We start from the raw sequence: 25,989 nt of genomic DNA on the forward strand, positions 1-25,989 counted from the left end.
CAGCCACTTTGAAACCTGCTGAAGATTAAACTTTATTTTTGAAAACACCATTCAGGCTTGGCACTTTATCGGCAGCATTATCGCTTGTCAGCGTCTGATTATCTTCAGTGGCATTATCTTCATTCTGTTGATTGTCATGCTTATCCGTACGATTATCTGCTCGCTGTGTTTTTGGATCGGCGTTATTGTCATTCATATCATTCACCTCCATTTTCTCCCTTAGTATGAGAAGATGGCTTGCATTTTATTCCAGCGGCCCGATAAGCTGCCGATACTGACGTGTACATTTCATCAAGTGCGGGAATTCATACGGATGCACCGACTTCTTTTTGCTACCTGCCTTGCAGGACCATTAATAGGGTTTCCATCATAGACTCCATAGCAAAGGATAGAATTTTCTATTGATGCAACGACCAACTCCTTGGCGATACCTTGAACCTAATAAGAATTCTTACTGAGGAAACTGTGTATTAATTCTATATCCAAATAATTCTTCGTGGTACAGATAGTAAATCCATCATCGTTTGTCCAAAGTGTTTTTTCATCTTCTTGCATTCTATTCCCTCCTTTACTTGATATTTTATTAGTACATCAACGGAACTAATTATTCAATATTTATGTCGTTGAATTTTTCAAGTATGATGTCTGTCTACTTGATGTGAAGGCAGCTTCTTCCTTTTGTTTATTAAGCTATCGTACCCGTCGTAATGGCACCTATTTTCTCCAACCCCGTGAATGGGGCTTTTTCAGTTGATAAAACGGTAAAATCCGCGGCATCCGTGTGATTATAGCCCCCGCAGTTGCCAGGTGGTTTAGTCACTCAGCGGGCGTTTGAAGTACGCAATCACTTTTCCTCCAGCTGGAACGACAGATACAATTTCCCTTCCGTATCGCCACCAATGGCTCGGCGCATCGTCCAACTTCCAACTGCACATCTGACCAAAATGCTTCTCGATGCGGCCCATAGCTGGAGCATCCGATCTTGTCGTTGTCGATCTATCCCTTGACAAGCTTCAACTGGCGAAGCAATGGGGTGCGACAAAGATTTTCCTGAGCCATGAAATCGAACAGCAATTGAGCACCGAGCACTATCCACACGGCTTCGGTATGGTTGTTGACGTTACAGGCATCCCTCCTGTCATTGAACAGGCCTTCCGCTATCTCGGATCTAAGGGAAATATTTGCAGTTCGGCATAACCGCACAGGATAGCAAAATCTTGTGAATTTGGACGATTTTTCCTTCGGAAAAGAACGTACGTACAATACCGGCAATCACAACCTGCGCGGCGAATGCTTCTGCTGCTGCTGCTCAATCATTCGCTTTTGCTGCGCAATGCGTGGGGATGGAAGAAAGCCTTTTCGGTTTGGTACAACTCTTCTGCGGTCGCTTTGATTTCTCTGTAAGCAAGGCGATTGATCCCATGAAAATTTATATTGTTGCAATAAAAAAATGAATGCCTATGGAAAAAACATTTGAAGATTGACTTAATAAATCCTCTCATGATATATTGTGCATACACGAAATACACAATTTGATTAAGGAGACACGTAATGCTGGCCTTAGACATTCGAAGCTTACCCAATTTTCAGTTAAGAGACGTATCGCTTCAGCTCCCTAGACGAAGTTATTTCGCTGTTGAAAAAGATTTATTAACAGCCTCTCTAATTCTAAAAAGAACGCTGCTGCCGATTGGTCAGTAGGAGACGTACTATTTTAAAATTTCACAAAGGAGTTGCATAGCCATGAAAGGTTTAGACAGAATATTTCTTATCGGAGCGATGCTGCTGGTTGTCGGAGTCGTGTGGGCGCTTACGATAAAAGACATTGGAACGAAAGAGTGGATTTTGCTATTGTTGATAATTGTATTGGGCTTCATATCCGGGTTAATTCAAGGGTGGGTAATACATCTTAACAAAAGCGGAAAAATGGGAAATGGCAAAATGAAATTCTGGATAGTTGGAACACTTATAGTGTTTGTTGCTCTGAAAGTCGCAATGAATATAGTGATTCCATCGTATTTAGCTACGGATGGGATTGGGATCTTGGAATCTATCATTTTTGTCATTGGGGGACTTTTCATCGGACGTTCTTACTACTCCCGGCTTCATCCGGTGAATGTAGCCGATAGACCATTATGAGGATTGGAATATTGGGTTTGGCCTATAAGGGCTTACAGAACAATATATCTAATGATATAAAATTAAAGGAGAAAAATAGAAATGACTGATAAATTTAAATTCTTATACGTAATTACAGCAATTTTGGTAGTTGTTTGGCTATTTATTTTACCGTGGTATACCTTTCCAGCTTATTTGGAAGTTATAGTAAATGTCGTAGCTATTGTATACTTTGCGATTACCATCAATTACGTCAAAAATCATAAAAAGCAATTCCTCAAATAACACGCAAGTTTTTATTAATTAATAAAACTGCTATACAGTTGAAAATTTCTATTTAAGGATAAACAGTGACTTATACCGATGACCAATTTTTGTCGAGTTATTCAACTTAAGAGGATCGTTGCCCTTAAATTAAACACAATGGCAGCCGACCAGAGCCAGCTACGTATCCGGAGCGTCTACAATGAATGAAATTAAGTCAAGCAGCGTTTTACGACGAGCTGTAAAATACAAACGGATAAAGTACACAATATAACGTCTCTCAGAACAGCAATGAAATTACTAGTGCGTGCGCCGATCGCGCCGAACCGGTGCCTTCGGGAAGAATAACCATGAGCGCATGCTTCTGCTTCCCCGCGCAGCTGGTCCCAGTGTCTTCGAAGTGTGCCGATGGCGTTGAACCGATGCCCCCGGACTACGATCAGTCTACAACTTTATTTTCCTAACCTAGTACTTTATTAAAAATTATCAAGACCTAATCATAAGAAAATCAAATAAAATAAAGGGTTCCACATATTATGCATGACTAATATGTGGAACCCTTTATGATTAACTATCGTTCGCGGTTAGTTCAATAGCAAACGACCAAAGAACCGCAATCCGTTATTGAAGGCTTGATCTGTTGAATCTTTTATCGACGTCCTCGGAAGGTTCGGCGCAAATCCTCAACCCACTTGTCTGGAATTTCCCAAGGGATGAAGTGTCCTCCCTGCTCATGAGCGGAAATGTTGACGTGGTTGTACCAAGGAGCGCGATCGCTGTCGAGAAAATTCGGTACGCGATTTTCGGTCGTGATACCCGGCGGATTTTCGTAGCCCACAAAGGTTATCCCGGTTGGTGCCTCAATAACAGGCGAGCGGCTATGATCGGGTGTCCATGGATATCGGTTATTGTTCGCATAGACGCGCATCGAGGTTTCGATGGCGTTGTTTACCCAGAAGATTGTTGCGTGTGTAAGGATGTCGTCCTTAGTAAAGACATTCTCGACGTTGCCTTTATTGTCACTCCACTTCACCCATCGTTCCAAGATCCATGCAAGCATTCCAACTGGCGAGTCGCACAGTCCGAATGCGAGTGTGCTGGGATCAAGAACGTGTACGGCGAGATGCGATGCAAAGCGGCGATCAAATTCCATTATCTTAGATCGAATACTCTCAGGGATATTATCAGGCAGAGGACGGCCTCCGGCAAAATCCCAGGCGCGATCCCCGTTAAAAAAATTCAGCTTTAGCGCAGACCCGATATGTATTGCGTAGAGCTCGTCACTATATTTGTGTCCCAGTTGCCCGGTCACGAGAGCACCTACATCGCATCCCCCTGCCGCGTATTTCGCATAGCCGAGAGTATCGGTCATGAGCGTATGCCAGAGATCGGCAATTTTCCAAAAGTTCATGTCTGGGTTGTTTGGCAGTGGCGTCGAGAATCCAAAGCCAGGAAGTGAGGGCACGATTACGTCGAATGCTTCAGCCGGATCTCCCCCGAATGCGCCAGGGTCCGCTAGTGGATCAATGACCTTGGACCAATGCCAGAACGTCCATGGCCAGCCATGGGACAGGATCAATGGTACAGGTTTAGGCCCCACGCCAGGTTTACGCATAAAGTGCACAGGAACTCCGTCAACATTTACTTTATAGTGTTCGTAGGCGTTGATCGCCTTCTCGGATTTGCGCCAGTCAAACTCGTTAATCCAGTAGTCGACGAGTTGCTCAAGGTAGTTCCGACTAACACCATAAAACCAGTCATCATTACCGGCATCGAGAGGCCATCTGGTGGATTTTAAACGATTTTGAAGATCAGCAAGTAACTCATCGGATACGTAGATCGGACTCGGTTCAAGCACGAAAGGAGCTGTTGTCATAAGTGTTCCTCCATGTATTCGTTTGTCGTTTGTTTCGTCCGTCACTCGGGTATGAACAACGGAAATGCAACCGCGACTGAGACTACGAATCGGTTCCCAGTTCGACCAGACGCCTCAATGCGGGAATTGCGGATGCAATTGCCTGTTTTTCCTCCTGAGTGAGCCCTTCACTGAATTTCGAGAGCTGCGTTATGCGATTCAAACGACGCGAATCAATAACATTTGCCCCCAGCGCGGTAATATGCACTTGAACGACTCGGCCATCATTTGGATTTGGCCGGCGCTCGACGAGCCCGTCTCGTTCAAGTCGGGTCACCAACTGTGTGATTGCCGACTGCGTAACTTGCTCATTAACTGTCAACTCAGTAAGCCGCATGGGACTCTTGAGGGACAACGTGTGCAAGACGGAAAGTGTAGTAAAGCTTAGTTTTTCAATTGACGGCAACCGAATGAAAATCCTCGTTAAATCCTCGAACACCATAGCGAAGTCGCTAACGTTCAACTCAGTCAGGTTATTTTTAGGTTCCATGAATAAAACTATATCACAAACTTATATAAGTTTCTAATATGAATTCAGTTCACCAAGACTCCAAACCAGCTTAAAGACGTTGGGTTCACGCCCCCATTTCAATGAAATCATGTTTTCTACTTGCGTCACCCAGTGCTTTGATTTTGCTTTTTAACGTTTCGACGAGTACATCCTTATTCGCATCGTTCATCTCACGCTTTATTTGCTTCGGAGTAGGTGCTTGTGATTATTGACAGCGTAAGTATTCGATCCTCTGGTGGATATCTGAATGGTTATATAAACTCGCTTTCGAGACACCCGAAATGACGCCTAATGCTTGGGGGCATCAGGCGTCTGCCAGGAACGGGCAGTAAAGCGGCTTTTCTGTTGCTTTACCGGTCAAACCTATGGGATAATTTTATTAGAGGTGGATGCTATGAAACGAAGAATATTCATGGGTTTAGCCATAATAACCGTCATGGCAGCCATTGCCGGCTGCGGCCATAGGGAGCCGGACAGCAGCCAAAGCTCTAACCATCAAGGTATGGGCTGGACGGTCTTCCGCCCCGTCAATCCGTCTTCCGAAGAGCGTTAGCGTTAAGGAGCTTGCAGCGATGCGGATTACCTGTCAAATAAATCATAGAGACTGCGGAGTGATTTTTTATGGAGATTAAACCGGATGACCTGACCGGGAACGAAGTGGCTGCATTAATCGGGGAGCATCTTCAGAGCATGACGCTTCATTCCCCGCCCGAGAGCATCCATGCCCTGAATCTTGAAGGATTGAAGAAACCGGATATCACCTTCTGGAGCGCATGGGAAGACAACGAATTGCTTGGCTGCGGGGCGCTTAAGGAGCTGGATGGCCGGCATGGAGAGATAAAATCAATGCGGACCTCTGCGGCGCATCTGAGAAAGGGCGTGGCAAGAAGAATCCTTGAACATATCATTGAAGAAGCCAGGCGGCGCGGCTATCAGCGGCTAAGTCTGGAAACGGGCTCAATGGATGCTTTCGACCCGGCCAGAAGACTCTATGAAAGTTTGGAATTTCAATATTGCGGGCCATTCTCTGATTACACGGAAGATCCGTACAGCGTATTTATGACAAAGGAATTATAAGTGCCAAGTGGAGCAATCTTAGTGGTGATCGACGAGTTGCTCCTGCAATCCGATTATTCTTAAATCTGTCTGCTGCAGGGTGTCCAGGTTTATTCCTCATAAAAAATCATGTGCGATTTATCGTTTTTGTAATAGGAAAGCCTGTCGTGCAGCGTACCCGTATGGAATTCAAATTTATGTCCATCAGGGTCAGTGAAATAAACTGACCTTTTATCCCTCTCATCCCGTTTGCGCCCTGCGAGAATATGTACACCCAGATCTTCAAGTTTTTTTACCACGGTATCAAAATCTTCGCTTTCCACGCTAAAAGCTATATGCGTATAGGAGTACTGGATTTCATTTCGCGGAATATCGTCCTCCACATTTAATGCCAACCATAGTCCATTCAAGTCAAAATAAGCCAGCTTGCTGCCTTTGACCAATAACTTTGCACCAAATACATCCTTGTAAAACTGAATGGATTGATCTAAATCGGCAACAGAAAAAAGCAAATGATTCATGCTTCCAATTTTCAACATTGTCCACTCCTTCGCACTTCGTATTCGCTGGAGTCACTATCATGATGTTTGTTTGTTACCTGGCATATAAGTGAATCCAGGCTGGCCAAAAGCCTAAACCAACTGCCAACTGACTGGACTTGAGATTGCTAATCTCGGTTGAATAATAGGGTAGTATACCCTCATTTAATATCGCCTTGGTCAAGGTGCCGACAATGGCTTTGCCAATCCCCAGACCTTGGTATTCGGGTACGACATCAACACCGATCTGCCACATTCGCTCACAATCCCCTGACGCTCCGGCGATGCCTACAATCTTTCCGTCGCACTCGGCAGTCGATGCAAGCATATCAGGACGGGAGCTGTCCGCTTGATAGGAGAGCGCATTTCTAAAATTCTGATGCTCATAGAGATTTGTGATGTTGTTGCGGTCATAAGTTGAAACGGTTATTCCCTGCGGAATATTAAACCCTGTAAAATCAGCGCTGGAACAAACATATTTCTGAACTGGTCCGGCTATATACTGATGATCTTTTTGCACATAATCATCCATTTTGGCAATGGATTGTGTGGAAAATATCTGCCCGCGTGCGAGCTGCATAAAACTTTGTCTTGCCCATTCTAATCGTTCAGGGTTCGTTGAAACAACGACCCCTCTGCCCATTGTTACAATGCTTAACACATGTTCGCGAATTGGAAAATGAAACCTTCCCTCTCTTATCTCAGCTTTGTGAACGGATACGCCGTCAGCAAGAAAATCCGACTCGCTGCAAGAAAGATCTGCTGACAGCACAGTTTGAATGGTTTGTAGGGCTGATTCCCTATAGGAAGCGGTCATATTGCACCCCTTTTCATCTTCATTCCGCAATAGCAGCTTCGTTGCCTATAGCTTTTATTGTAGATTCAATAATCTTGAATGCATAGGTGGTGCCATGCAATTGGTTTCATTTTATTCCCATTTTGTCATGAAACACACCATAAATTAATCATGCAGGCTCTATCGCCCCTTGGCAGCTCGTAGAGGATACGACAGCGGACGTGCAGCCGTTTGGGACAAAGCCCGAAAACTCTAAATTCCAATTTTACCATTGTAAGGAATACCCCTCCGTGGTAAATTAAACTGACGTTATCCAGAGGGGTGGAGGTTCAATGATCAGCAAATTTAAAGCTATCTGCATCGTTATGATCATAAGCTTACTGGCGCTGTCGATATCAGGCTGTGCGCAAGGGGTAGAAGCTGAAACGCCCGACCCCACAGGACCTGCTGAAATAACAATGACTCCTGTTGATCTGTTCAAGGGCGAGGGAGCAAAATTTCAGCCCTTTCTGGGCTACATGTCCGGAGCATTTAAATTACGCTATGAAGGAAATAAACCACATGCAAAACTGGATATCGATATATGGAAAAATGGCAGGAAAGCCGCTTCTGCCGGCTCTATCGGTGATTTGTTCTTCAGTTCGGATGCCCGAAAGAGCGGCGAGATCGAAGTCATAATTTCAGTCGACAACGTTTCCATCGAGGGACAGAATGATTTTAACACGATTAAAGTCGGTACTCTATACGATTCCGGATCTGGCCTCGTTACCTATACCATCCCCTGGGAAAAGCAGTTGACTGCACGGGGACTAATCTTTAATAATGAACCGCGTACATACGTTGCCGGCGAACCTGTTCATCTATGGGGCATGCAGGCATCGAGCAGCAACGTAATACAATCCACGGATCTCTCGCCGGAATCGTTAAGCAAACTCGAATGGGCACTCATTTTTACTTTGCGATATGAAGATGAATGATCTCAAACAACATGAGGAGATAGCAGACCGTTCCTTGGGACTCATGGAAAATGACATAAAGCCGGCCGCCGTCGTGCGACCTATTGCTGGTTTCCGGCTGTAAGAATTCCCGTGGAGCGAATAAATCGCTGTCTTCCGGCAAAAAAACAAGCGTCCCCGCATGATGCGAAAACGCTCTCCATCCAAGGCGGCTTGCAGCGAATATGCAGGGGCCAGACGGTTAATATTTTATGGCCTAAATGAATGCCCGCTTTGGTCAATCCGATGCGGCTGTGCCGCTGTTATGATGCTCTCGAATATATATGTACCCGACCCGACGGCATACAAGGCGTATCCGTCTTCGTAGCTGATCTGCTTAACTTCATGCGCAGCAGGATCTCCGTCCCTTCCCGTCTCCCTGGCGGATTCGGCGGAAACAGCCGGCACATAGACCAGCGCATCCGTGTTCGCGGGAATGTCCACGGTCATCCGGAACCCGTTCTCTCCGCAGCGTTCCCACCGTACTGCAGTCTGGCCGGCTGGCGTAAAGCAGTGTCCGCTGACATGGCTCAAATCTCCCACTACGGCAGGCTTCACCGTGATCCGGAACGCTTGCTCCTCATGGTCGAACCTGGTCGTGATTCCTGCCAGCCCTTGATAGAACCATTCCTCAATATGTCCGAGCATAAAATGGTTCTGCGATTTGCCGACCGTCGGACCGTCCCAAGCCTCTGTCAGCGTCGTCGCCCCGTTCGCGATCTGATAGCCATAGCTCGGATGGCCGGTCTGCCTGGTCATCCGGTAGATAACATCGGAACGCCCATTGTCCGACAGCGCCTTGAGCACGTAGCGGTGGCCGACATCCCCGGCATTGGTATGCCAGCCCCTCTCCTCGATATCCTCTACAATAGCGCCCAGTATCCCTTCGCGTTTATCCGCTTCGGCCAGCCCGAGAACAAGCGGCAGAGCGTTCGCCGTCTGGCTGCCGCCGGCATAATGGCCGGTGTCCGGCTTAAAATATTCCGCATTGAATGCCTGCGCGAGCGAAAGCTTCAATTGTTGGAAATATGCGCCATCCTCCTGCTGATCCAATATGCCCGCCATCTCCTCCAGGATCGCAGCCATTTGATAGAAAATGGCCGTCTCGACAAGCGGCACCGGCGTATTTTGGGCAAATCCCGGCCCGTCCTCCCCGACATCGTACCAATCGCCCAGGCCATGCATAATCAGGCCATCCGCCATTTTTGAAGCCATATACTCGGCATAACGCTTCATGCCGGGGTAATGCGTCCGCATGCTTTCCGGATTGCCGTATTGAAGCAGCAGATCCCAGTTCGAGATAATATAAGCCGCCCCCCAGGAGACGGAATCTCTGAACATATCCCACGGCGGCTGAAAAACGATATATTCGGGAGCGGTGGTCGGAATCATGCCGCTTGGCTGCTGCGCATCGCGAATATCCTCCATCACCTTGGAGAAGATGGTCTCCACATCATAGTTGTACATGACAGACGGCCCCATCAGGTGCAGCTGTTCCAGCCAGCCCAGCTTCTCGCGGTGTGGACAATCCGTAAATACGCTCTTCATATTGCTTAGAACAGCCCAATTGATAATCTCGTGAATCCGGTTGATCATATGATCTGAACATTCGAAGCCGCCCGTTTCGGCGATATCCGGATATATCATCTGCCCCTCGATTCCAAGCAGCACAGCCCTCCCCGATGCCAGCGCCGTTCCGCGCTGCAATGCCTGATCCATGCCCGGTTCCGCAGCATCCGCCAAGCCAGTAACTGTTCCGGTGTCTTCGGTACCGCCCGGGAGCGGCTCTGCGCCCTCTATCTGCACGTAACGAAACCCGTAATAGGTAAAACGCGGCCGCCATACTTCCACGCCCTCCCCCTTCAGGGTATACGTCAGTCTGTAAGGAGCTCCGGACATCCGCTGATCCGGCCCGCTGCCCTCCAGACGTTCGCATGGCGTCAAGATGATCTCTGCTCCGGCCGGGCCGGAGACGGCAATCTCGGTCCAGCCTGAGAAATTCTGGCCCAGATCGATCAGCCACACGCCGGGCGCTGTCTGCGTCGCCTTCTCAGGCCGAAAACGGCGCTTGACCTTCAGCGGCTGCGCCTGCTGTACCCGCAATGTCCCGAGCGGTGCGGCCGTTTCCGCCGCCGCTGCCCAGTCCTTGCCACCGGCGGCGGCGAAGCCGGGACGATCCCAGCCCGGCTGCTCGCGGCGGGCGTCGTAGTCTTCACCCCCGTATATGCAGGCGAAGGTGATTGGTCCCTCGCATGCGCTCCAGCTCCCGTCGCTGACCACGGTATCGTTCGTGCCATCGGTATAATACAGCTCCAGCTGGACGAGGCATTTGGGCAGGCCGAACGATTTCTTGAACTTCGTGTAACGTCCGCCGCTGACGTTGTAGAAGCCATTGCCCAGCATCATCCCCGCCGCATTGACGCCTATGGCGAGCTGGTCGGTAATATCGTATACCGAGTACAAGCAGGTTCTGTCGTAATGCGTCCAACCCGGCTCCAGCTCGCGGTCGCCAATCTTCGCACCGTTCAGCCGCAGCTCGTAATGGCCAAGTCCGCTTACATAAGCCCTTGCCCTTCTCAGCGGCTTGCGGACGGCGAATTCCCGCCGCAGCAGAGGCAGCGGAGAGTCTGGCGCCGCCATACCCTCAGGCGCTCCGATCCAGCGGGCCTTCCAGTCATGCGCGTGAAGCAGGCCGGTTTCCCACCAGGAGAGAGCGCTCTCCCACAGGTTGCCCTCCCGGTCCCACACATTTACCCGCCAATAATACCGTGTCGCGGATTCCAGCGGAGCTCCCGAATACGCAATACAGGAATGCCGGCGGCCGGGCTGCCTGCCCGAATCCCAGACCTCGGCTTCTTCCTGCTCCTGAATCTTATAGACGCGTATCCGGTAGGCCGACTGAATCACAGAGCGCTCTTCCTGGCTCCTGTAAGACCACCCGAAGCCCGGTGTCAAACAATCGACGCCAAGCGGATGCTCCCTGCCTTCAACCTTTAATCCCACAATATTCATCGAACCGTTCCTTCCCCTGTCATTCGTTTCGTTTCAGCGTTTCCCTGGCTTGGCCAACCTTCTAGCCGGGCGTAATTTCATAGGATTCTCCAGCCCTGGTATTGAAAACAAGGGGGACCCCCGTACGGTCCCATGGCTGCTGCGATTCCGCATATTGACCGGACAGTGCGGTGCGTCCCGACTCCGAGAACTTCCCAGGCTCTGCGGGCTGTCCAGTCACTGCTATGTGCCCCGACTCCGCAGACTGGCCGGACTCTGTGTACTGTTCTGACAATGCGGTGCGTCCCAACTCCGCAAACTGCCCGGAATCTGCGCGTTGTCTCGATTCCGCAGCAGCTTCTGACCGGTCAGGTCCTCCCGATTCGGCCGCCGGTCCTGCTCCCGCCAGCCTGAGCGGCATATTCGCCCGGATGCGGCATTCTCCGCCGGAGCGTGAACGGACCGCTGCCCGGGTCAAGCGGCCGCCGGCCCATTCGATGTCCAGCTCGAAGCCGCCGCGGGCGCGAAGCCCGGTGATCCGGCCTGCCGGCCATGCCTTCGGAAGCGCGGGAAGCAGATCGATGCTGCCGTCATGGCTTTGCAGCAGCAGCTCGGCAATGCCGGCCGCCGCGCCGTAATTGGCCTCCAGCGTAGTGGGATACCAGCTCAGCTTCGGATGACGGTGGGCGTTGAGCAGATTGGGAAACGGGTTCTTCAGCAGCTTGACCAGATAGCCGTGCGCTTTCTCGCCGTCCTCCAGACGGGCATATTGATTTATCAGCCAGGCGAAGCACCAGCCGATCGTATCTTCCCCTTCATAAACCGCGCGGCGCTCCAGGGTGACGCGGCAGGCTTCCGCCAGCTCCGGCCGGCCGTGCGGCGTAATTTCGCTTCCCGGATGAAGCCCGTACAGATGGGCCGTATGGCGGTGCCCCGGCTCTGCTTCCTCGAAATCCTCCAGCCATTCCTGGAGCTGGCCGTGACGGCCGATTCGCAGCGGATGAAGCCTGCCGCAGGCCTCCTTCAGCAACTCGCGGAAGTCTTCGTCGGTATCCAGCGCAATGCTGGCCCCGATGCAGTTCGTGAACAGCTCCCGGATCAGCGAACGATCCATCGTCGAGCTCATGCTTACCGCCGACTTGCGGCCGTCCGGACCGATGAAGGAATTTTCCGGCGAGGTGGACGGGCTGCTCACCAGATGTCCTCCGCTGTCCTCGACAAGCCAATCCAGACAAAAGCGGGCCGCGCCTTTCATAAGGGGATAAGCCTGGTTCTCCAGAAAAGCAAGGTCCCCGCCGAATTTGTAATGCTCCCACAGATGCTGACAAAGCCAGGGACCGGCCATCGGCCAGAACGCCCAGCTTGCCGAGCCCTTGGTCGGACCGCCGGAAGGGGCAGCCGACCGCCACAAATCGATGCCGTGATTGGATGCCCAGCCCCCGCAATTATAGTGGACCTGCGCCGTTCTGCTTCCCGTCACAGCGAGCTCCCCGATCATATCGAACAGCGGTGTGTGGCATTCGCTGAGATTGCCGGTTTCAGCCAGCCAGTAGTTCATCTGCACATTAATATTCGCCGTGTAATTGCAGGTCCAGGGCGGGCGGGTCATCGGGTTCCAGATCCCCTGAAGCGTGGCTGCCTGCGTGCCGGGACGGGAGCTTGCGATCAGCAGATACCGCCCGTAGCGGAAGAACAAGGCGGCCAGCTGCTCATCTGCTCCCCCCGCCCGGAGCGCCTTGATCCGCTCATCCGTCGGCAGATCGCTCCGGCCGGGAGCATCCAGCATCAGATCGGCGCGGTCGTAATAACGCCGGTGCTCCCTGATGTGGCGGCTGCGCAGCTCCGCATAGGGAAGCTGCGCAGCTGCGTCCAGCCACCGGCTGCAGCGGATGCCGGGATCCCGCCCCTCCTTTACCGGGTCCCTGTCAAAGCCGTTGTAGCTCGTATCCGCCGTCAGCAGCAGCGTGACACAATGGGCATCCCGGATGAAGATGCGTCCGCCATGCACCTCCAGCCTGCCGCCCTCGTTCAGTGCCTGCAGATGAATTTCGAAAGTCATCCCCTCGCCGCTGCGGTCGAATACCACTTCATCCGCCTGGATGAAGTTCGGCTCCACATGGTCCGGGGCCTGTCCCCCGAGCAGGATGCCGCCCTGGCTTCTCCTGCTCACCCGGAAGGGCAGCGGACTGTTCAGCGAAGCCTCCAGGCTGAGCTTGCCCGGCTTATCCGCCTCAAGCCGCACAACCATAACCTGATCGTCGGCCGACACGAAGGTTTCGCGGGTGTAAGTGACACCGCTGCATTCATAGCTGGTGCGGCAGACCGCTTCTTTCAAATCCAGTTCCCGCCTGTATGCCTCCACCTGGACGCCGTGTCCCAACTCGATCTCCAGATGGCCCATGGCCTGGTACGATTCACCCCATGGGCCGAGCATATGCTCCTCGATCAGCGTTTGCGCATCGGCATACCGCTCCTCAAAGATCAATCGCCGGGCCTCGTCCAGATAGCGCGAAGCTTCGGCATTGTTGCCGTCGGTGGGATGTCCGGACCATAATGTGTCCTCATTAAGCTGGATGCGTTCCCGTTTGATGCCGCCGTATACCATGCCGCCCAGCCGACCGTTGCCGACCGGCAGCGCTTCTTCCCACTCCCCCGCAGGCGTGCGGTACCATAGCTTCGAATTTAATGCGTCCATCGGTTCCATTGCCTCCTAATCAGTCTCTCACTCTCGGGTATTACAGAGCCGAACCTTCCAGAATCAGCACATCCTTCGGCTGAAGCGTGACCGTGCCGTTCATCGTTGTTCCGCTTAGCAGCTCAGTTTGCTCCAGAGGGCCCAGATCGACGGCGGCAGCGGCATCGTTATGATTCAAAATGAACAGAAATGCCCGTCCATCCTTCACCCTGCGGCTGACCTCGATCCCTTCGGCCGCCTCCAGAAGCGGTTTGATTCCCCGCATCGCGCATAAGCTCCCCGCCAGATCCCGCAGGAAGGGTGCATCCGGACTGCTCGCCACATACCAGGCTTCTCCCTGCCCGTACCGGTTGCGGGTCAGAACCGGCATTCCCCGGTAAAATTCTTCTCCGTATTCGGCCAATACCTCGGCTCCTTCCGGGTGCAGCAGATCGCATAAGAGACCGCATGCATACTCCCCGCCGAGACTGCCGAGCGGCTCTTTCATTACGATCCGGTTGCGCTGCTCCGGGAACAGGGCGTCGATCTCCTCCACCCAGAGGCCGAGCAGCTCCCTCAGCTCCCCGGGATAACCGCCTGCGGCAACCAGATCGCTTTCCCCGACAATGCCGCTGAAAAAGGTCGTGACGAAGATTCCGCCTTCCTCTGTGTACCGCTTCAGCTTGTCCGCGACACCCGGCTTGACCATATACAGCACCGGCGCAATGACGAGCCCGTACCGGCTCAAGTCCGCATCCGTGCCGACCAGATCGACCTGAATGTTCTGTTCATAGAACGCATCATAATAGCTCTGCATTTCGTTCAAATATTTCAATCCGGCGCTCGGACCGCTGGAATGCTCAAGCGCCCACCAGTTTTCCCAATCGAACAGGAGAGCCGCCCCGGCCTCCACACGGGCTCCGAGCAGCTTGCCGCCGAGCTCCTGCAGCTCGCCGCCCAGCTCCGCGCATTCGCGGAAGACGCGCGTATGCTCATGGCCCGCATGGTCGATCACCGCGCCATGGAACTTCTCGAACGCGCCGGCCGAGCGGCGCATCTGGAAGAACATCACGCTGTCCGCGCCGCGCGCGATCGCCTGATAGCTCCACAGCCTCATGACGCCGGGACGCTTAAGCGCGTTGTACGGCTTCCAGTTCAATTGGCTCGGGCTCTGCTCCATCAGCAGATAAGGATCGCCGTTCTTCAAGCCGCGCATCAGATCATGCCGCATCGCCACGACGCTCATCGGCATATCGTTCGCCGGGTAGCAGTCCAGCGCGGCGATATCCAGATGAGGTGCCCATTTAAAGTAATCCAGCGGCTTGTAGGCCCCGTTGCTCTGCAGATTCGTCGTCACGACCGCGTCCGGAATGATCGTTTTGATTGCATGATATTCATCCAGATAAGTGCCCAGCAAGCTGTCGGACATGAATCGGTCATAGTCGAGCGAGATGCCCTGGAATGCCGTTTGGTCCACATCCCTTGCGCTCAGATGCTCGCTCAGCAGGCTGGGCAGCACGATTTCATCCCAGTCATAGAAGGTGTGGCCCCAGAAACGGGTATTCCATGCGGCGTTCAGCGCATCAAGAGAGCCGTAGCGCCGCTTGAGCCATACGCGGAACGCCTGCTCGCAGTTGCCGCAATAGCAGCGGAGCCCATATTCATTATTGACATGCCACAGCAGCAGCGCCGGATGATTCTTGTACCGTTCGGCCAGCTTGCTCGCCATTCTCGTGGAGTATTGGCGGTAAGTGGGGCTGTTCGGACATGAATTGTGGCGTCTGCCGAATTTTCGCTTCCTGCCTTCAAAATCGACCAGCAGCACGTCCGGATAGCGCTTGGCCATCCAGGCGGGATGGGCGGCCGTGCCTGTAGCCAGGCATGCCCATACGCCATTGAGGTGAAGCATATCCATCACGTCATCGAGCCAATCGAAGCAATACGTTTCCTCATCCGGCTGATTGAGCGCCCAGGAGAAGACATTCACCGTAGCGATATCAACACCGGCCAGCTTGAACAGCCGCATATCCTCATCCCAAACTTCCCTGGGCCACTGCTCGGGGTTATAATCCCCTCCGTAGAGGATTTTGTTTATTTTGCCCTTGAACAAACGCAGATCACATCCTTATCTGGAGATTGCCCTCTTTAGACGGGCTCTGTCCTGCTCAGCCGCATGGGAGACGACTCGTTCATGGAGAAAGGCTTCAGACGGAGCTTGAACGCCATAGGCTCCGGTCTGATCAAGTACTGCTCCAGAGTCGGCGCATACCCGCAGCTGTGATTGCCGATTCCGCTTTGCGCCGCGTCCAGCTTTACGATCGTCTCATCCAGACGGGTCAGCTTATGCCGATGCTTCGTCATGCTGAAATCCCCGGTCGAATAATGATGCACGCTCGTATCGAACAGCGTCCCGCCGGCGAACAGCAGACCCGTGCCGCTCCTGTCCGTGACGGCGGACCAGCGGACATCGGATTTGTTGCCGTTCTCCTGTGGCTTGATGTAAGGTACGTACTGCTCCTCTACCGTTCCGCTGTAAACACCAAGCTTGCCGCTCTCCTTACGGTCGGAATAGCATTCATGCGGGCCTCTTCCGAACCACGAGAACTGCCCGAATCCGGACGGCATGGCAAGCTCCAGGCCGAAGCGCGGCAGCGGCGGAAGCCCCTCCCGCGGATCGATCGACGCTTCGATCTGCAGGTCGCCGCTGCCGTGGACCGTATAGACCATGCGCGTGCGAAAGGCGACTGATTCCCCTCTCGCCCCGGCCGCGGCATCCGTCACAATGCGAACGGTATGCCCGCCGGTCGTCTCCACCGTCATATTCCTGAACATCGTGACGAGCCTGTCGTAGCCCGCTTTGCGCCACGCCTTCGCAAGGTTGACGTCGTTGTCGATCGGCGCGCGCCACAGATTGATCCTGGGTCCCGACAGCAGCAGCGGCATATTTCGGAAGGTCCAGGAGTCCAATCCGCCTGTCAGCTTGTTGAAAACGAGGGAGAAATCCGCTCCCTGCACCGACACCGCTTGATCCGAGGGTGTCAGGCGCAGCGGCGTACGGCCAACGGACAGCGGCGGTGCGGCTGTCGGCCGTGCCTCCTGGACCGTCGCTGCCGCCGCATACCGGGCATGATCCGACTTGGCCGCGCTCACTGTTCCGATCGGCAGATCGGCCCAGGCCACCTCATGGCCGGGTTCCGCCCATACGCTATTAGCCGCAAGCGAGAAACGGATATGCAGCCAATATTCGCCGTCAGCCGCCATAAACGCCGGGTTCAGCGGTACGGATATGTCCTCTTCCTCTCCTGCCGCTGTTTTGAGAACAGGCAGGGAGCCCTGTTCCATTATTTCGCCGTCGCGCATCAGCTGCCACTGACCGTGCAGATGCTCCAGGGTCAGAAAGTCATAACGGTTAATCACCTTGAATTGACCGGACCCCGCGTCGGCGGCTTTGATTTTCACAGGCTCGATCGCCTTCTTGTACTCCAGAATCGACGCCTTCAGCTCGCGGTCCGGAAAGACCAGACCGTCGATGCAGAAATGCCCGCTGTGCGGCTCCTCTCCGAAATCTCCGCCGTAGGCGGTCCACTCCCCGCCGGATTCTGTCTGCCTGACGATCCCATGGTCCTGCCATTCCCAGATCAGACCTCCGATCAGGCGCGGATAGGCGTAAACGGCCTCCCAATATTCCTGCATATTGCCGACGGCATTGCCCATGGCGTGACCGAACTCGCACATCAGAAAAGGGCGGCTGTCGCTTTTTTGCCCTTCCTTGATGATCGTCTCCACGGCAGGATACATGGAGCTTACGATATCCACCATCGGCGCTTCATAAGCCCGTTCATAGTGAATCGGCCGGGTGGGATCGGCCTGTCTGACCCATTCGGCCATCGCATCGTGGTTCGGCCCATAGCCGGACTCATTGCCCAGCGACCAGATGATGACCGACGGATGGTTCTTGTCCTTCTCCACCATCCGTCTGGCCCGCTGCACATACGCCTCCCGCCACTCCGGCTGCTTCGACAGCCAGCTCTCGCCGGCAAAGAATTCAGCGGCGCTCGATTCCTTATAGGCCGTATTCCCGATGAAGCGGATGCCGTGCGTCTCCAGATCCGTTTCGTCAATCGCATACATGCCGTAGCGGTCGCACAGATCCAGCCACCGCCGGTCGTTGGGGTAATGGGACAAGCGGACGGTATTGATGTTGTGGCGCTTCATCAGCGTAATGTCCTGCACCATCGCTTCCCATGTCGTCACGAACCCGAGACGGGGATCGAATTCATTGCGGTTAACGCCCTTAATAATAACGGACCTCCCGTTGACGAGCAGACGGCCGTCCCTGGTCTGCACATCCCGGAATCCAACGGCAACCCGCTTCACTTCCTGCAGCCGGTTCTCCCCGTCATACAGCGTGAGCAGCAGCGTATACAGATTCGGCGTTTCCGCCGTCCACTGCAGCGGCGACTTCACGGTCTCCTCGACATGGAACCGGCACCGGCCGCCTCCGGATGACGGCAGCGGCAGGGGACTGCTGCGGTCAAAAACAACCCCGCGGCCCGCATCAAGCAAGGTCGCCCGCAGCTCATAACCGTCGGCGGAAACGCCGGTTAAGTTCTCCGCATCGATCCGTATATCCAGTACGGCATCCTCGTAACGGTCGTCGAACCGGGTCTGCACATAAGCATCCGAGACGCGCACAGCCGGCAGCGCCATCAGATAAACGTCGCGGAAAATCCCGCTCATCCGCCACTTGTCCTGACTTTCCAGATAGCTGCCGTCCGACCATTGATAGACGCGCACCGCAAGCGCATTCTCCCCCTGACGGAGCAGCTCCGTGATATCGAATTCGGAGTGCAGATGGCTCCCCTGGCTGTAGCCGGCTTCCTCCCCGTTCACCCATAGGTGAAAAGCGGAATCCACGCCTTCGAACACCAGATGGATGCGCCGCCCGTCCCAGCCGTCCGGCCGTATAAATCCCGTGCGGTAGCAGCCGACGGGATTTTCCTGCGGCACATGCGGCGGATCGACCGGGAACGGATAGGGGCAGCTGCTGTAGTGAGGGTGTCCGTATCCATGCAGCTGCCAGTTGCCCGGCACGGGAATCGTACCCCATCCCGCTGCGTCATAGCCGTCGGCCTCAAAGCCGTCCGGCGCAGCCTGCGGCGATTCCGCATAACGGAACTGCCAATTCCCGTTAAGCAGCCGCACATACGGCGTTATCCCGCGGTCAGGCTCAAGCGCCGACTCCCAGTCGGCATAGGGAAGCAGATCGGCGTGCGGAGCGACTGTATTTCGTTCCAGGACATTCAGATTGGACCAGTCAGGCTGCCTGTTTGCCGCTGCCGGTTCAGTTGTCATGGCTTTGGCACCTCCAGAAGCTTCTTAACCGCAAGTACGCCGCGCAGCGGGCTTGACAGCACCGGAATGCCGATTGCGCCAAGCTCCTTCTCCATCCGCGCCATCGAGCCCTGCGCCAGCACCAGGACGTCCGCCTGTCCGGCGACCCTTCTTGCGGTATCCAGCAGAATGGCATCATGCCGCTCCGGCTCTCCGCTTACCAGCGCGTCATAAGCGCCGTCCGCCAGACCGTCGATAATGGCGACGTCTCTGCCCAGAAGCTCCGCCTGCCTGCGGATCAGCCGCTTCGTCGGCTCAAGCGTCGTCGGCAGCGTGGCGAGCACGCCGATTCGTTCATACTTCGCCGCCGCTTCAAGCGTCATCGCGTCATCGATCTTGACGATCGGCACATCTATCATGCCGCGGGCGAGATCGGCCACCTCCCCCACGGACGAGCAGGTATTAAAAATGACGTCAGCGCCCATCTCCGCTCCATTCTGGTAATATTGAATCAGCCGCCGGGTGACCGCAGGAGTTACTCCTCCCGCCTGGACAACATCGTAGATCAGACTGTCATCAACGATGGTCACGACTCTGCACCCCGGCAACTGCTCCTCATAGATCCGTTTCATCGGCTCGGCCAATCCCTGACCGGTATATACCGCCACCACTGTCTTCAAAATAGTCCCTCCCTTAAGTCCTTCACGGTCAGCGGACGACATGCATTCCGCATGATTCTGGTACCGGTTCATACGATTCAACTCCCGTTATTCCCGCCCATTCCTGACCTTGACGAAGAAATCCTCGCCGCCCATCTGGCCGCCCTTCAAGGCCAGCTCCAATCCGGCGAATGGTGAGTTATGGGAATAGGTCCGGCAGAGCGGCACGCCCGGAGCGATCTGCCCCGTCATTTCCAGCGCGCAGATGTCGAGCTGCTTCATTACATAACCGGATGTGTCCCCTCCCGCCACCGCGATACGCCGCAGCCGCTTCCCCATCATGACGGCCCGGCAGATGCGTCCCAGCGCCTCGCCGATCATCGTTCCGGTATCCCGGCTGCTTCTGCCGGCGGCATGCAGGCCGGATTTCGTCCGGGCGATGCTGGCATCCCCGGGACCTTTGGCGGAATAAATGATCACGCTCGTTCCCTGGCGCAGGAGACGGAGCGCCTCTGACGCAATGCGCGAGGATGCCGCCCCGCTTCCTCCGCCGGCTATCCATTCGCCCGGATCGATCCTGATGCCGGCAAAGCCGGATGCCAGCGCATAATCGATCTGCATTTGCGTCATCGACGAGCAGCTGCCGGAGACAACGAGGATCGGTTCCGCCGCTTCAGGAGCCACCGGTTCCGGTCCGGCGGACGTCCCGTCGACCGCTCCAACAGGCGCCGATCCCGCCGATCCGGCAGACTCCGCGCCCGACGTACATTGCGGCGCTTGATGGGGGACGGAGCCGCCTGCAACCCCGGCAGAGAAGGCTTTCTCCCCGTATGCCGTTCCCGAAGCCTGCCAATAGGCGGACAGCGCATATTCCACGCCGGACGAGCCAGCCGCAAACAGCGGTCCGCGGGCGGCATCCTTCCACATCAGCCCGCCGACCCGGGCCAGACGCTCCTGATCCAGCACATCGAACAAAATTATCTCCGGGTGCTCCTCCAGCTTCTTTTCGACCGCCTCCTCCAGGGCATCCGCAGAATCCCCTTGCTCCAGAATATTTACGAGTGCGCTGCGCGCCGTTGTCTGCGCGGCGAGATGCCGGAGCAGATCGGCTTCATCCATCGGCGTTACCGGATGCCGGGACATTACGGGATGACGGTCCAGCCGGTGCGCGATGCCATGCACCGTTGCAAAATGCTGGCCGAACACGGTATACCGCTTCAATGCCGGAACACCGACGACAAGCGGCACATACCGCTGGGCGCAGAAGGTCCGGCGAGCCAGCTCCACCGCTTTGCCGATGCTGCCGATTCCGGGAGAGGAATCGAAGGTCGAGCAGGTCTTGTAATGGCAGACAGCGGCACCCGATTCCGCCATGAAGCGGAATATATCCGGCAGCTCCGCCTCCATCTGCTCCGGAGTGAGCGCACGCGCGGTGCCGGCAATGCCGAATGCCTCAATATCCGCAAACTCCTGGTCCAGCATCTCACGCGTCGGAAGATCAAGAAACAGCACAGTCCGCAATCCCGCCAGCGTCAGCGCTTCCAGCGCGTCGGTCGAGCCTGTAAAATCATCGCCGTAATAGGCCAGTCTGACCGCTTTCTCCCGCGCAGGACTTACCATACCAATTCGGTGTCCGGCCGGCGGTAGTCGCCTTCCCGCATCGGAGCCTTGTCATGGATTTTCCGGTGATTATACAGTGGGTGGTAGCTGCCCTCCGGCGAAATATGGATGACATCGTCTCCCTGCCACTGCACCTCGAACTGCTGGCCTACAGCATGCTCGGTCGTGCGATAGCGGCTGAGCGGGAAGGTGATGACGATGGTATCCCCGGTACTTGCCCTGCCCAGACGGAAGAAGCAATCCTTGATCCAGACTCCCGGCTGATTGCCTGCTGTCATGCGGCTCTCCCCGCTTCCGGACCACTCCGCCTTCACCTGGTTGTAGCCGGCCCATTCGGGAATCCGCACTTCCAGATTGGCGATATCCTGATGAATCTTAAGCTCGAGCCGGCCTTCGTGGGGAAGATAGCTGCTCACATCAAGGAGACGGGACCCGCGGCTGAGCAGCAGATTGACCCGTACGGTGCCTTTATCCTCGGTAATGATATTGCTCCAGCCCATGAACAGTCCTCTTGTGCCCGATCCGATGCAGCACAGCTGCAGATCGCTGGTGTGGCCCCGGCCGTGATTGACGTCGCAGCAGAAATCGTTGGGCGCCGAATAGCCGGCGAACGCGCCGCGCGTGCGCTGCGCGACTTTGTAGAAGGTCTTTTTCCCAAGTATGTCGCCATCCTTGTTGTCCGCTTCCTCCACCCAATCGAGGTCAAGCAGCTGGGATTCCGTCAGATGATTGCGGATGAACCGTTCCACCACTCCCCAGTAATGGGTGTAGCCGCAGTGCGCAAGCGTAATGCCGGTGGAAATCAAATCAACCAGCGAGCAGGTTTCATGCTCATAGGCCTGCTCCTGCATATCGCCAGGCGTCCATCCGAAGCGCGTGCATTTGGTCAAGGCCCAATCGTAGCTCTTCTTTACAAAAGCGATGATCGAAGCATCCCCGGTATAACGGCCGAAGCGCGCCAGCGCGTCAAGCGTTCCGATCCGGGTATGAAAATGCCCGCTGCGGTAGGCAAGCGAAGAATTGAAGCTTCCGTCCTCGTTATAGACGCCGCTGCGCTTAATGATTAAGGCCGTGAAATATTCACATAGCTCAAGGGCGTCCGGATTTCCGGTTACCTCGTGGTATTTCAGCAAGGGCATCATCAGCCGCCCGCAGAATGAAGCCGGGTCCGGCGCAAGACGGATCTGCACCGCATTTCTCGAAGGCCAGCCGGTCTCCAGGTGCTCGGATGCCGGGTAATACCAGACATCCTTCTCCTTGACGGCAATCCGTTTCAATGCGGCAACATGCTTGTCCGCCGCTTCCTTCACCGCTGGATCGCCTGTCGCCATATACCATGTCGTCAAGGACAGAATGACGGCCCGCTGGTCGATCAGATTGGCCGCTTCTCCCCAGTTCCCCTGCCTATTGACCTGACGGTAGCTGAGCCCGTCCTCCTTGAAGAAGCTGAGCAGATTTTCTTTATAGTGACGCTCCACGTCCTCGCCGAACATCTCTCCGGTCATATGCCGCGCAAGCGTAACCGAGTCGATCAGACGCCCGTGGCTGGAGCCGTAGTCCCAGTCGCCATGGGTCATAAAAGCCGGTTTGGATACAAAATCCGCATTAAAGAACGGAATATAGTTATAATCTTCATCCGCCATTCCGATAATGGCGTTCAATACATGCCTGGCCCGCTCTTCCAGCAGCAGCGTGTCCGGTATTTGGTGTTGGCTTGGTTGACTCATCCCGCATGCCCCTTCCGCATTTTTGATGATAGCGATTACATTTTAATCGTAACGCAACCCGCATCGTAAAAAAATAGATCAAAATTAAGGTTTTTATGCTCATTCTTAACGAAGCGGCGAATGCTTCGCGTTCAGGATAGGGAAGGCAATACGGCATCAGGGACGAGCCGGTCCCAGCCGGGGAGCATCACGGGGAATCCCGGCAGCATACTCTGCCGCCATCAATAGAGAAATCCAATCACTTATCCCCATTTTATACACAACTTATCCACAAATTGAGGAACCACGGTTCCTGAAGAATCAAGAAGGCTGCCCCAATAGCCACTTGAAGCTCCGCCTCTACCGCGTTGGAATGGACAATAAGACAAAGCGCCCCGGGCTCATGAACCCGGGGCGCTCGTCTTGCGGAAATATGGCGGACGTTCGAAGCGGTCCGCTGTTCCGCTCATGCCGGCCTGAAAGCCGGCTGCCCCAAATTGGCGGCCTTAGTTTTTCTGCTTCGTCAAGCTGCTTGCTGCTGGTCTTCCTCCGGCGCCTTCGTGCGTTTGAGGAAGAATCCCAGCACCAATGCGATCAGGGCGACAATGAAGCCCACCAGGAAGGCAGTCTGCAGCCCCGCAACCAGGCCTTGTGCGGCTGCGTCCGGTGCGGTCGCATCGTGGGAGCCCAGATACTTCTTCGTTCCCGATGCCAGGATGCTGATAAACAAGGCCGTACCGACAGCCCCGGCAACCTGCTGCAGCGTGTTGAGAATCGCCGTTCCGTGAGGATAGAGATGGCGCGGCAGCTGGTTGAGGCCCGTTGTCTGTGCAGGCATCATCACAAGTGAAATACCGACCAGCATAATAATATGGCTCAATATAATATAGCCTGTCGACGTTCCCGTATGGATGCCCATAAACAGCGCCAGAGACGCGACAACGAGCACAAGACCCGGCACAACAAGCAATCTTGGTCCGTATTTGTCAAACAGCACCCCCGAGACCGGCGCCATGATGCCATTGAGAATACTGCCCGGCATCATGACAAGCCCCGATGTCAAGGCAGTCATGGCCAGAACGCTTTGCAGGAACTGCGGCAGCAGCGTCAGCGTGGAGAACATCGTCATCATCAGCACAAGCAGCAGGACGACAACCAATGAAAACATGGGGAATTTGAAAGCCCGCAAATCCAGCAGCGGTTCCTTCATGGTCAATTGACGCCAGACGAACAGCGCGAGCGCGACACATCCGATAATGATTGTCCAGTAGACTTCAGGATCGGACCATGAGCCGCCGCCCGCTTTACTAAAGCCATACACAAGCCCGCCGAAGCCGATGGTGGAGATAATAATGGAGAGAATATCCACCTTGGGCTTGGTTATATCCGATACATTCTTCAAATACACCGCAGCGAACACGATGGAGAAAGCCGTCAACGGAAGGACGAGATAGAACAGCCAGCGCCAATTCAGAGAATCGATGATCAGCCCGGACAGTGTCGGTCCGATCGCGGGCGCTGACATGATTACAAGACCCATGAGCCCCATAGCCCCTCCCCGTTTATCCGGGGGATAGATTGCTAGAATCGTATTCATCATAATCGGAAGCAGCAGGCCCGTCCCCATCGCCTGAATAACCCGCCCTACCAGAAGCACCCCGAAGGTAGACGATATCGAACAAACCAGGGTACCCAGAAGAAATAAAATCATCGCCGACAAAAACATCTGCCTGGTCGTAAACCACTGCTGCAGCAGCGCAGTAACCGGTACCAGCACGCCGATTACGAGCATATAAGCCGTGGACAGCCATTGAATGGTTGACAGCTCAATGCCAAATTCCCGCATCAGATCGGGAAGGGCGTTGCTCAGCAGCGTCTCGTTCAAAATCGCCACAAACGCACCGATAATGAGGGCGGTTATAATCGGCCCCCTCCTGATTCCGCTCAGATCCACGGAAGCCGGTTTTGACTCCAAACCTGACGAGTTCAATACAGTTCCTCCTCTATATATACATCTATCCAACCCAATCCTTAATATTATAACCTTTCCATTATTTACTCAACAACCGCTCCCGGGCTGATTTGATAAAGTTTTACAAGTCCGGACCTCCGGCTGTAGAAGCTCCCTTTTTGAGAGCTTCGGGGAGACGAGAACAGCAGCACTTACGCTCCTCTATGCGGTTCATCCCAGGTACAGCTGCAGCAGTAATCCGAATTTATTATTTTTGTCCAAATGCTTACTCGTCAGCTTCACACCAGCCGGAAGATGGACGCTTTCATTAGGTGTCATAACCTTGACTGCCAGGACATCTCCAGGATAAACATTTCTTATTGTTGCCGTCTTCGCCATTCACAATCAGCCTTTCATCGTCAAATTTACCGTTCGCGGAGAAACAACTATCCTATACGAATGTAATCCTGCGAGGTAAACAGAGGTAAAATAGAAATAAAAAAGAAGAGCCCCTGAAAGCATAATGATCTGGACCCCATGTCAAGAACACTTTAAAAAAGAAGGCTCTTAGGCAGCCGACAAAAGATGATTCCTGTATTGAACAGGAGTCATCTTTTTTAATCCCCATTGATACCTGTGGTTGTTGTAATAGTTTATATAACGATTTATTTCATGCTGAAGTTCACGAAGAGATGAACAACTACGGCTTTAACGTGGTCTTTCATATGACCGAAAAATGATTCCTGGGGAGCGTTATCCCAGCAGTTCCCCCGCCTAGACATGGACTGGCCTAAACCCTTCTGCTTTAATAGCTCCTGGTACCTGGGACTTGTATAATGACTTCCTTGGTCAGAGTGAAT

Annotated in this window: 19 protein-coding genes and 1 pseudogene; 5 read left to right on the forward strand and 15 right to left on the reverse strand. The window is 54.1% G+C overall.

Annotated features, from left to right (window positions below; all coding sequences use genetic code 11):
- Positions 1-25: 25 nt before the first annotated feature.
- Positions 26-196, reverse strand: coding sequence for a hypothetical protein (locus AC0YOB_RS32665; RefSeq protein WP_475796345.1), 171 nt, complete (start codon positions 194-196; stop codon positions 26-28).
- 758 nt (positions 197-954) lie between these two features.
- Between AC0YOB_RS32665 and AC0YOB_RS32670 the strand changes: the two genes are divergently transcribed.
- Positions 955-1,197 carry a zinc-binding dehydrogenase gene (locus AC0YOB_RS32670; protein ID WP_475796346.1) on the forward strand — a complete coding sequence of 81 codons (243 nt, stop codon included), beginning with the start codon at positions 955-957 and terminating at the stop codon, positions 1,195-1,197.
- Positions 1,198-1,743: 546 nt separating this feature from the next.
- Positions 1,744-2,139 carry a hypothetical protein gene (locus tag AC0YOB_RS32675; protein ID WP_475796347.1) on the forward strand — a complete coding sequence of 132 codons (396 nt, stop codon included), beginning with the start codon at positions 1,744-1,746 and terminating at the stop codon, positions 2,137-2,139.
- 892 nt (positions 2,140-3,031) lie between these two features.
- On the opposite strand, the gene AC0YOB_RS32680 is transcribed toward AC0YOB_RS32675, so the two are convergent.
- Complete coding sequence (locus AC0YOB_RS32680; protein WP_475796348.1) at positions 3,032-4,258, reverse strand: epoxide hydrolase family protein; 1,227 nt, start codon at positions 4,256-4,258, stop codon at positions 3,032-3,034.
- An 82-nt stretch (positions 4,259-4,340) separates the two neighbouring features.
- Positions 4,341-4,787, reverse strand: coding sequence for a MarR family transcriptional regulator (locus AC0YOB_RS32685; RefSeq protein ID WP_475796349.1), 447 nt, complete (start codon positions 4,785-4,787; stop codon positions 4,341-4,343).
- A gap of 415 nt (positions 4,788-5,202) precedes the next feature.
- On the opposite strand from AC0YOB_RS32685, the gene AC0YOB_RS32690 reads away from it, so the two are divergent.
- The gene (locus AC0YOB_RS32690) at positions 5,203-5,361 is read left to right on the forward strand and encodes a hypothetical protein (protein WP_475796350.1); all 159 of its coding nucleotides are present in this window, start codon (positions 5,203-5,205) and stop codon (positions 5,359-5,361) included.
- Positions 5,362-5,429: 68 nt separating this feature from the next.
- Positions 5,430-5,885 (forward strand): GNAT family N-acetyltransferase, encoded by a 456-nt coding sequence (locus AC0YOB_RS32695; RefSeq protein WP_475796351.1) that lies wholly within the window; start codon positions 5,430-5,432, stop codon positions 5,883-5,885.
- Between the two features lie 89 nt (positions 5,886-5,974).
- Here AC0YOB_RS32695 and fosB read toward each other — a convergent pair whose 3' ends face one another.
- Both fosB and AC0YOB_RS32705 read right to left on the reverse strand, forming a co-directional pair.
- Positions 5,975-6,403 (reverse strand): metallothiol transferase FosB, encoded by a 429-nt coding sequence (fosB, locus tag AC0YOB_RS32700; protein ID WP_475796352.1) that lies wholly within the window; start codon positions 6,401-6,403, stop codon positions 5,975-5,977.
- Positions 6,404-6,458: 55 nt separating this feature from the next.
- The gene (locus tag AC0YOB_RS32705; RefSeq protein WP_475796353.1) at positions 6,459-7,220 is read right to left on the reverse strand and encodes a GNAT family N-acetyltransferase; all 762 of its coding nucleotides are present in this window, start codon (positions 7,218-7,220) and stop codon (positions 6,459-6,461) included.
- Between the two features lie 311 nt (positions 7,221-7,531).
- Between AC0YOB_RS32705 and AC0YOB_RS32710 the strand changes: the two genes are divergently transcribed.
- The gene (locus AC0YOB_RS32710; protein WP_475796354.1) at positions 7,532-8,176 is read left to right on the forward strand and encodes a hypothetical protein; all 645 of its coding nucleotides are present in this window, start codon (positions 7,532-7,534) and stop codon (positions 8,174-8,176) included.
- A gap of 228 nt (positions 8,177-8,404) precedes the next feature.
- On the opposite strand, the gene AC0YOB_RS32715 is transcribed toward AC0YOB_RS32710, so the two are convergent.
- The 10 genes and pseudogenes from AC0YOB_RS32715 to AC0YOB_RS32760 all read right to left on the reverse strand — a co-directional run.
- Complete coding sequence (locus tag AC0YOB_RS32715) at positions 8,405-11,206, reverse strand: alpha-L-rhamnosidase (RefSeq protein ID WP_475796355.1); 2,802 nt, start codon at positions 11,204-11,206, stop codon at positions 8,405-8,407.
- A 61-nt stretch (positions 11,207-11,267) separates the two neighbouring features.
- Positions 11,268-13,880: a glycoside hydrolase family 95 protein gene (locus AC0YOB_RS32720; protein ID WP_475796356.1), complete on the reverse strand. Its 2,613-nt coding sequence runs from the start codon at positions 13,878-13,880 to the stop codon at positions 11,268-11,270.
- A 40-nt stretch (positions 13,881-13,920) separates the two neighbouring features.
- The gene (locus AC0YOB_RS32725) at positions 13,921-15,969 is read right to left on the reverse strand and encodes a beta-galactosidase (RefSeq protein WP_475796357.1); all 2,049 of its coding nucleotides are present in this window, start codon (positions 15,967-15,969) and stop codon (positions 13,921-13,923) included.
- Between the two features lie 35 nt (positions 15,970-16,004).
- Positions 16,005-19,214: a glycoside hydrolase family 2 TIM barrel-domain containing protein gene (locus AC0YOB_RS32730; RefSeq protein WP_475796358.1), complete on the reverse strand. Its 3,210-nt coding sequence runs from the start codon at positions 19,212-19,214 to the stop codon at positions 16,005-16,007.
- On the reverse strand, positions 19,211-19,945 hold the full coding sequence (locus AC0YOB_RS32735; RefSeq protein WP_475796359.1) for an aspartate/glutamate racemase family protein: 735 nt from the start codon (positions 19,943-19,945) through the stop codon (positions 19,211-19,213). Before AC0YOB_RS32735 ends, AC0YOB_RS32730 begins: the two co-directional genes overlap by 4 nt.
- A 15-nt stretch (positions 19,946-19,960) precedes the next feature.
- Positions 19,961-21,472: a four-carbon acid sugar kinase family protein gene (locus AC0YOB_RS32740; protein WP_475796360.1), complete on the reverse strand. Its 1,512-nt coding sequence runs from the start codon at positions 21,470-21,472 to the stop codon at positions 19,961-19,963.
- Entirely contained in the window at positions 21,466-23,199 is a 1,734-nt protein-coding gene (locus AC0YOB_RS32745; protein ID WP_475796361.1) for a glycoside hydrolase family protein, read from the reverse strand. The genes AC0YOB_RS32740 and AC0YOB_RS32745 overlap by 7 nt, the downstream gene beginning before the upstream one ends.
- 502 nt (positions 23,200-23,701) lie before the next feature.
- The gene (locus AC0YOB_RS32750) at positions 23,702-25,153 is read right to left on the reverse strand and encodes an MDR family MFS transporter (protein WP_475796363.1); all 1,452 of its coding nucleotides are present in this window, start codon (positions 25,151-25,153) and stop codon (positions 23,702-23,704) included.
- A 207-nt stretch (positions 25,154-25,360) separates the two neighbouring features.
- A complete protein-coding gene (locus tag AC0YOB_RS32755; RefSeq protein ID WP_475796362.1) occupies positions 25,361-25,528 on the reverse strand; it encodes a hypothetical protein in 168 nt (55 codons plus the stop codon).
- 168 nt (positions 25,529-25,696) lie between these two features.
- Positions 25,697-25,989 (reverse strand): annotated as a pseudogene (locus AC0YOB_RS32760) (IS3 family transposase); the annotation flags it as partial.

The sequence above is a fragment of the Paenibacillus sp. JT31N17 genome (assembly GCF_056269255.1).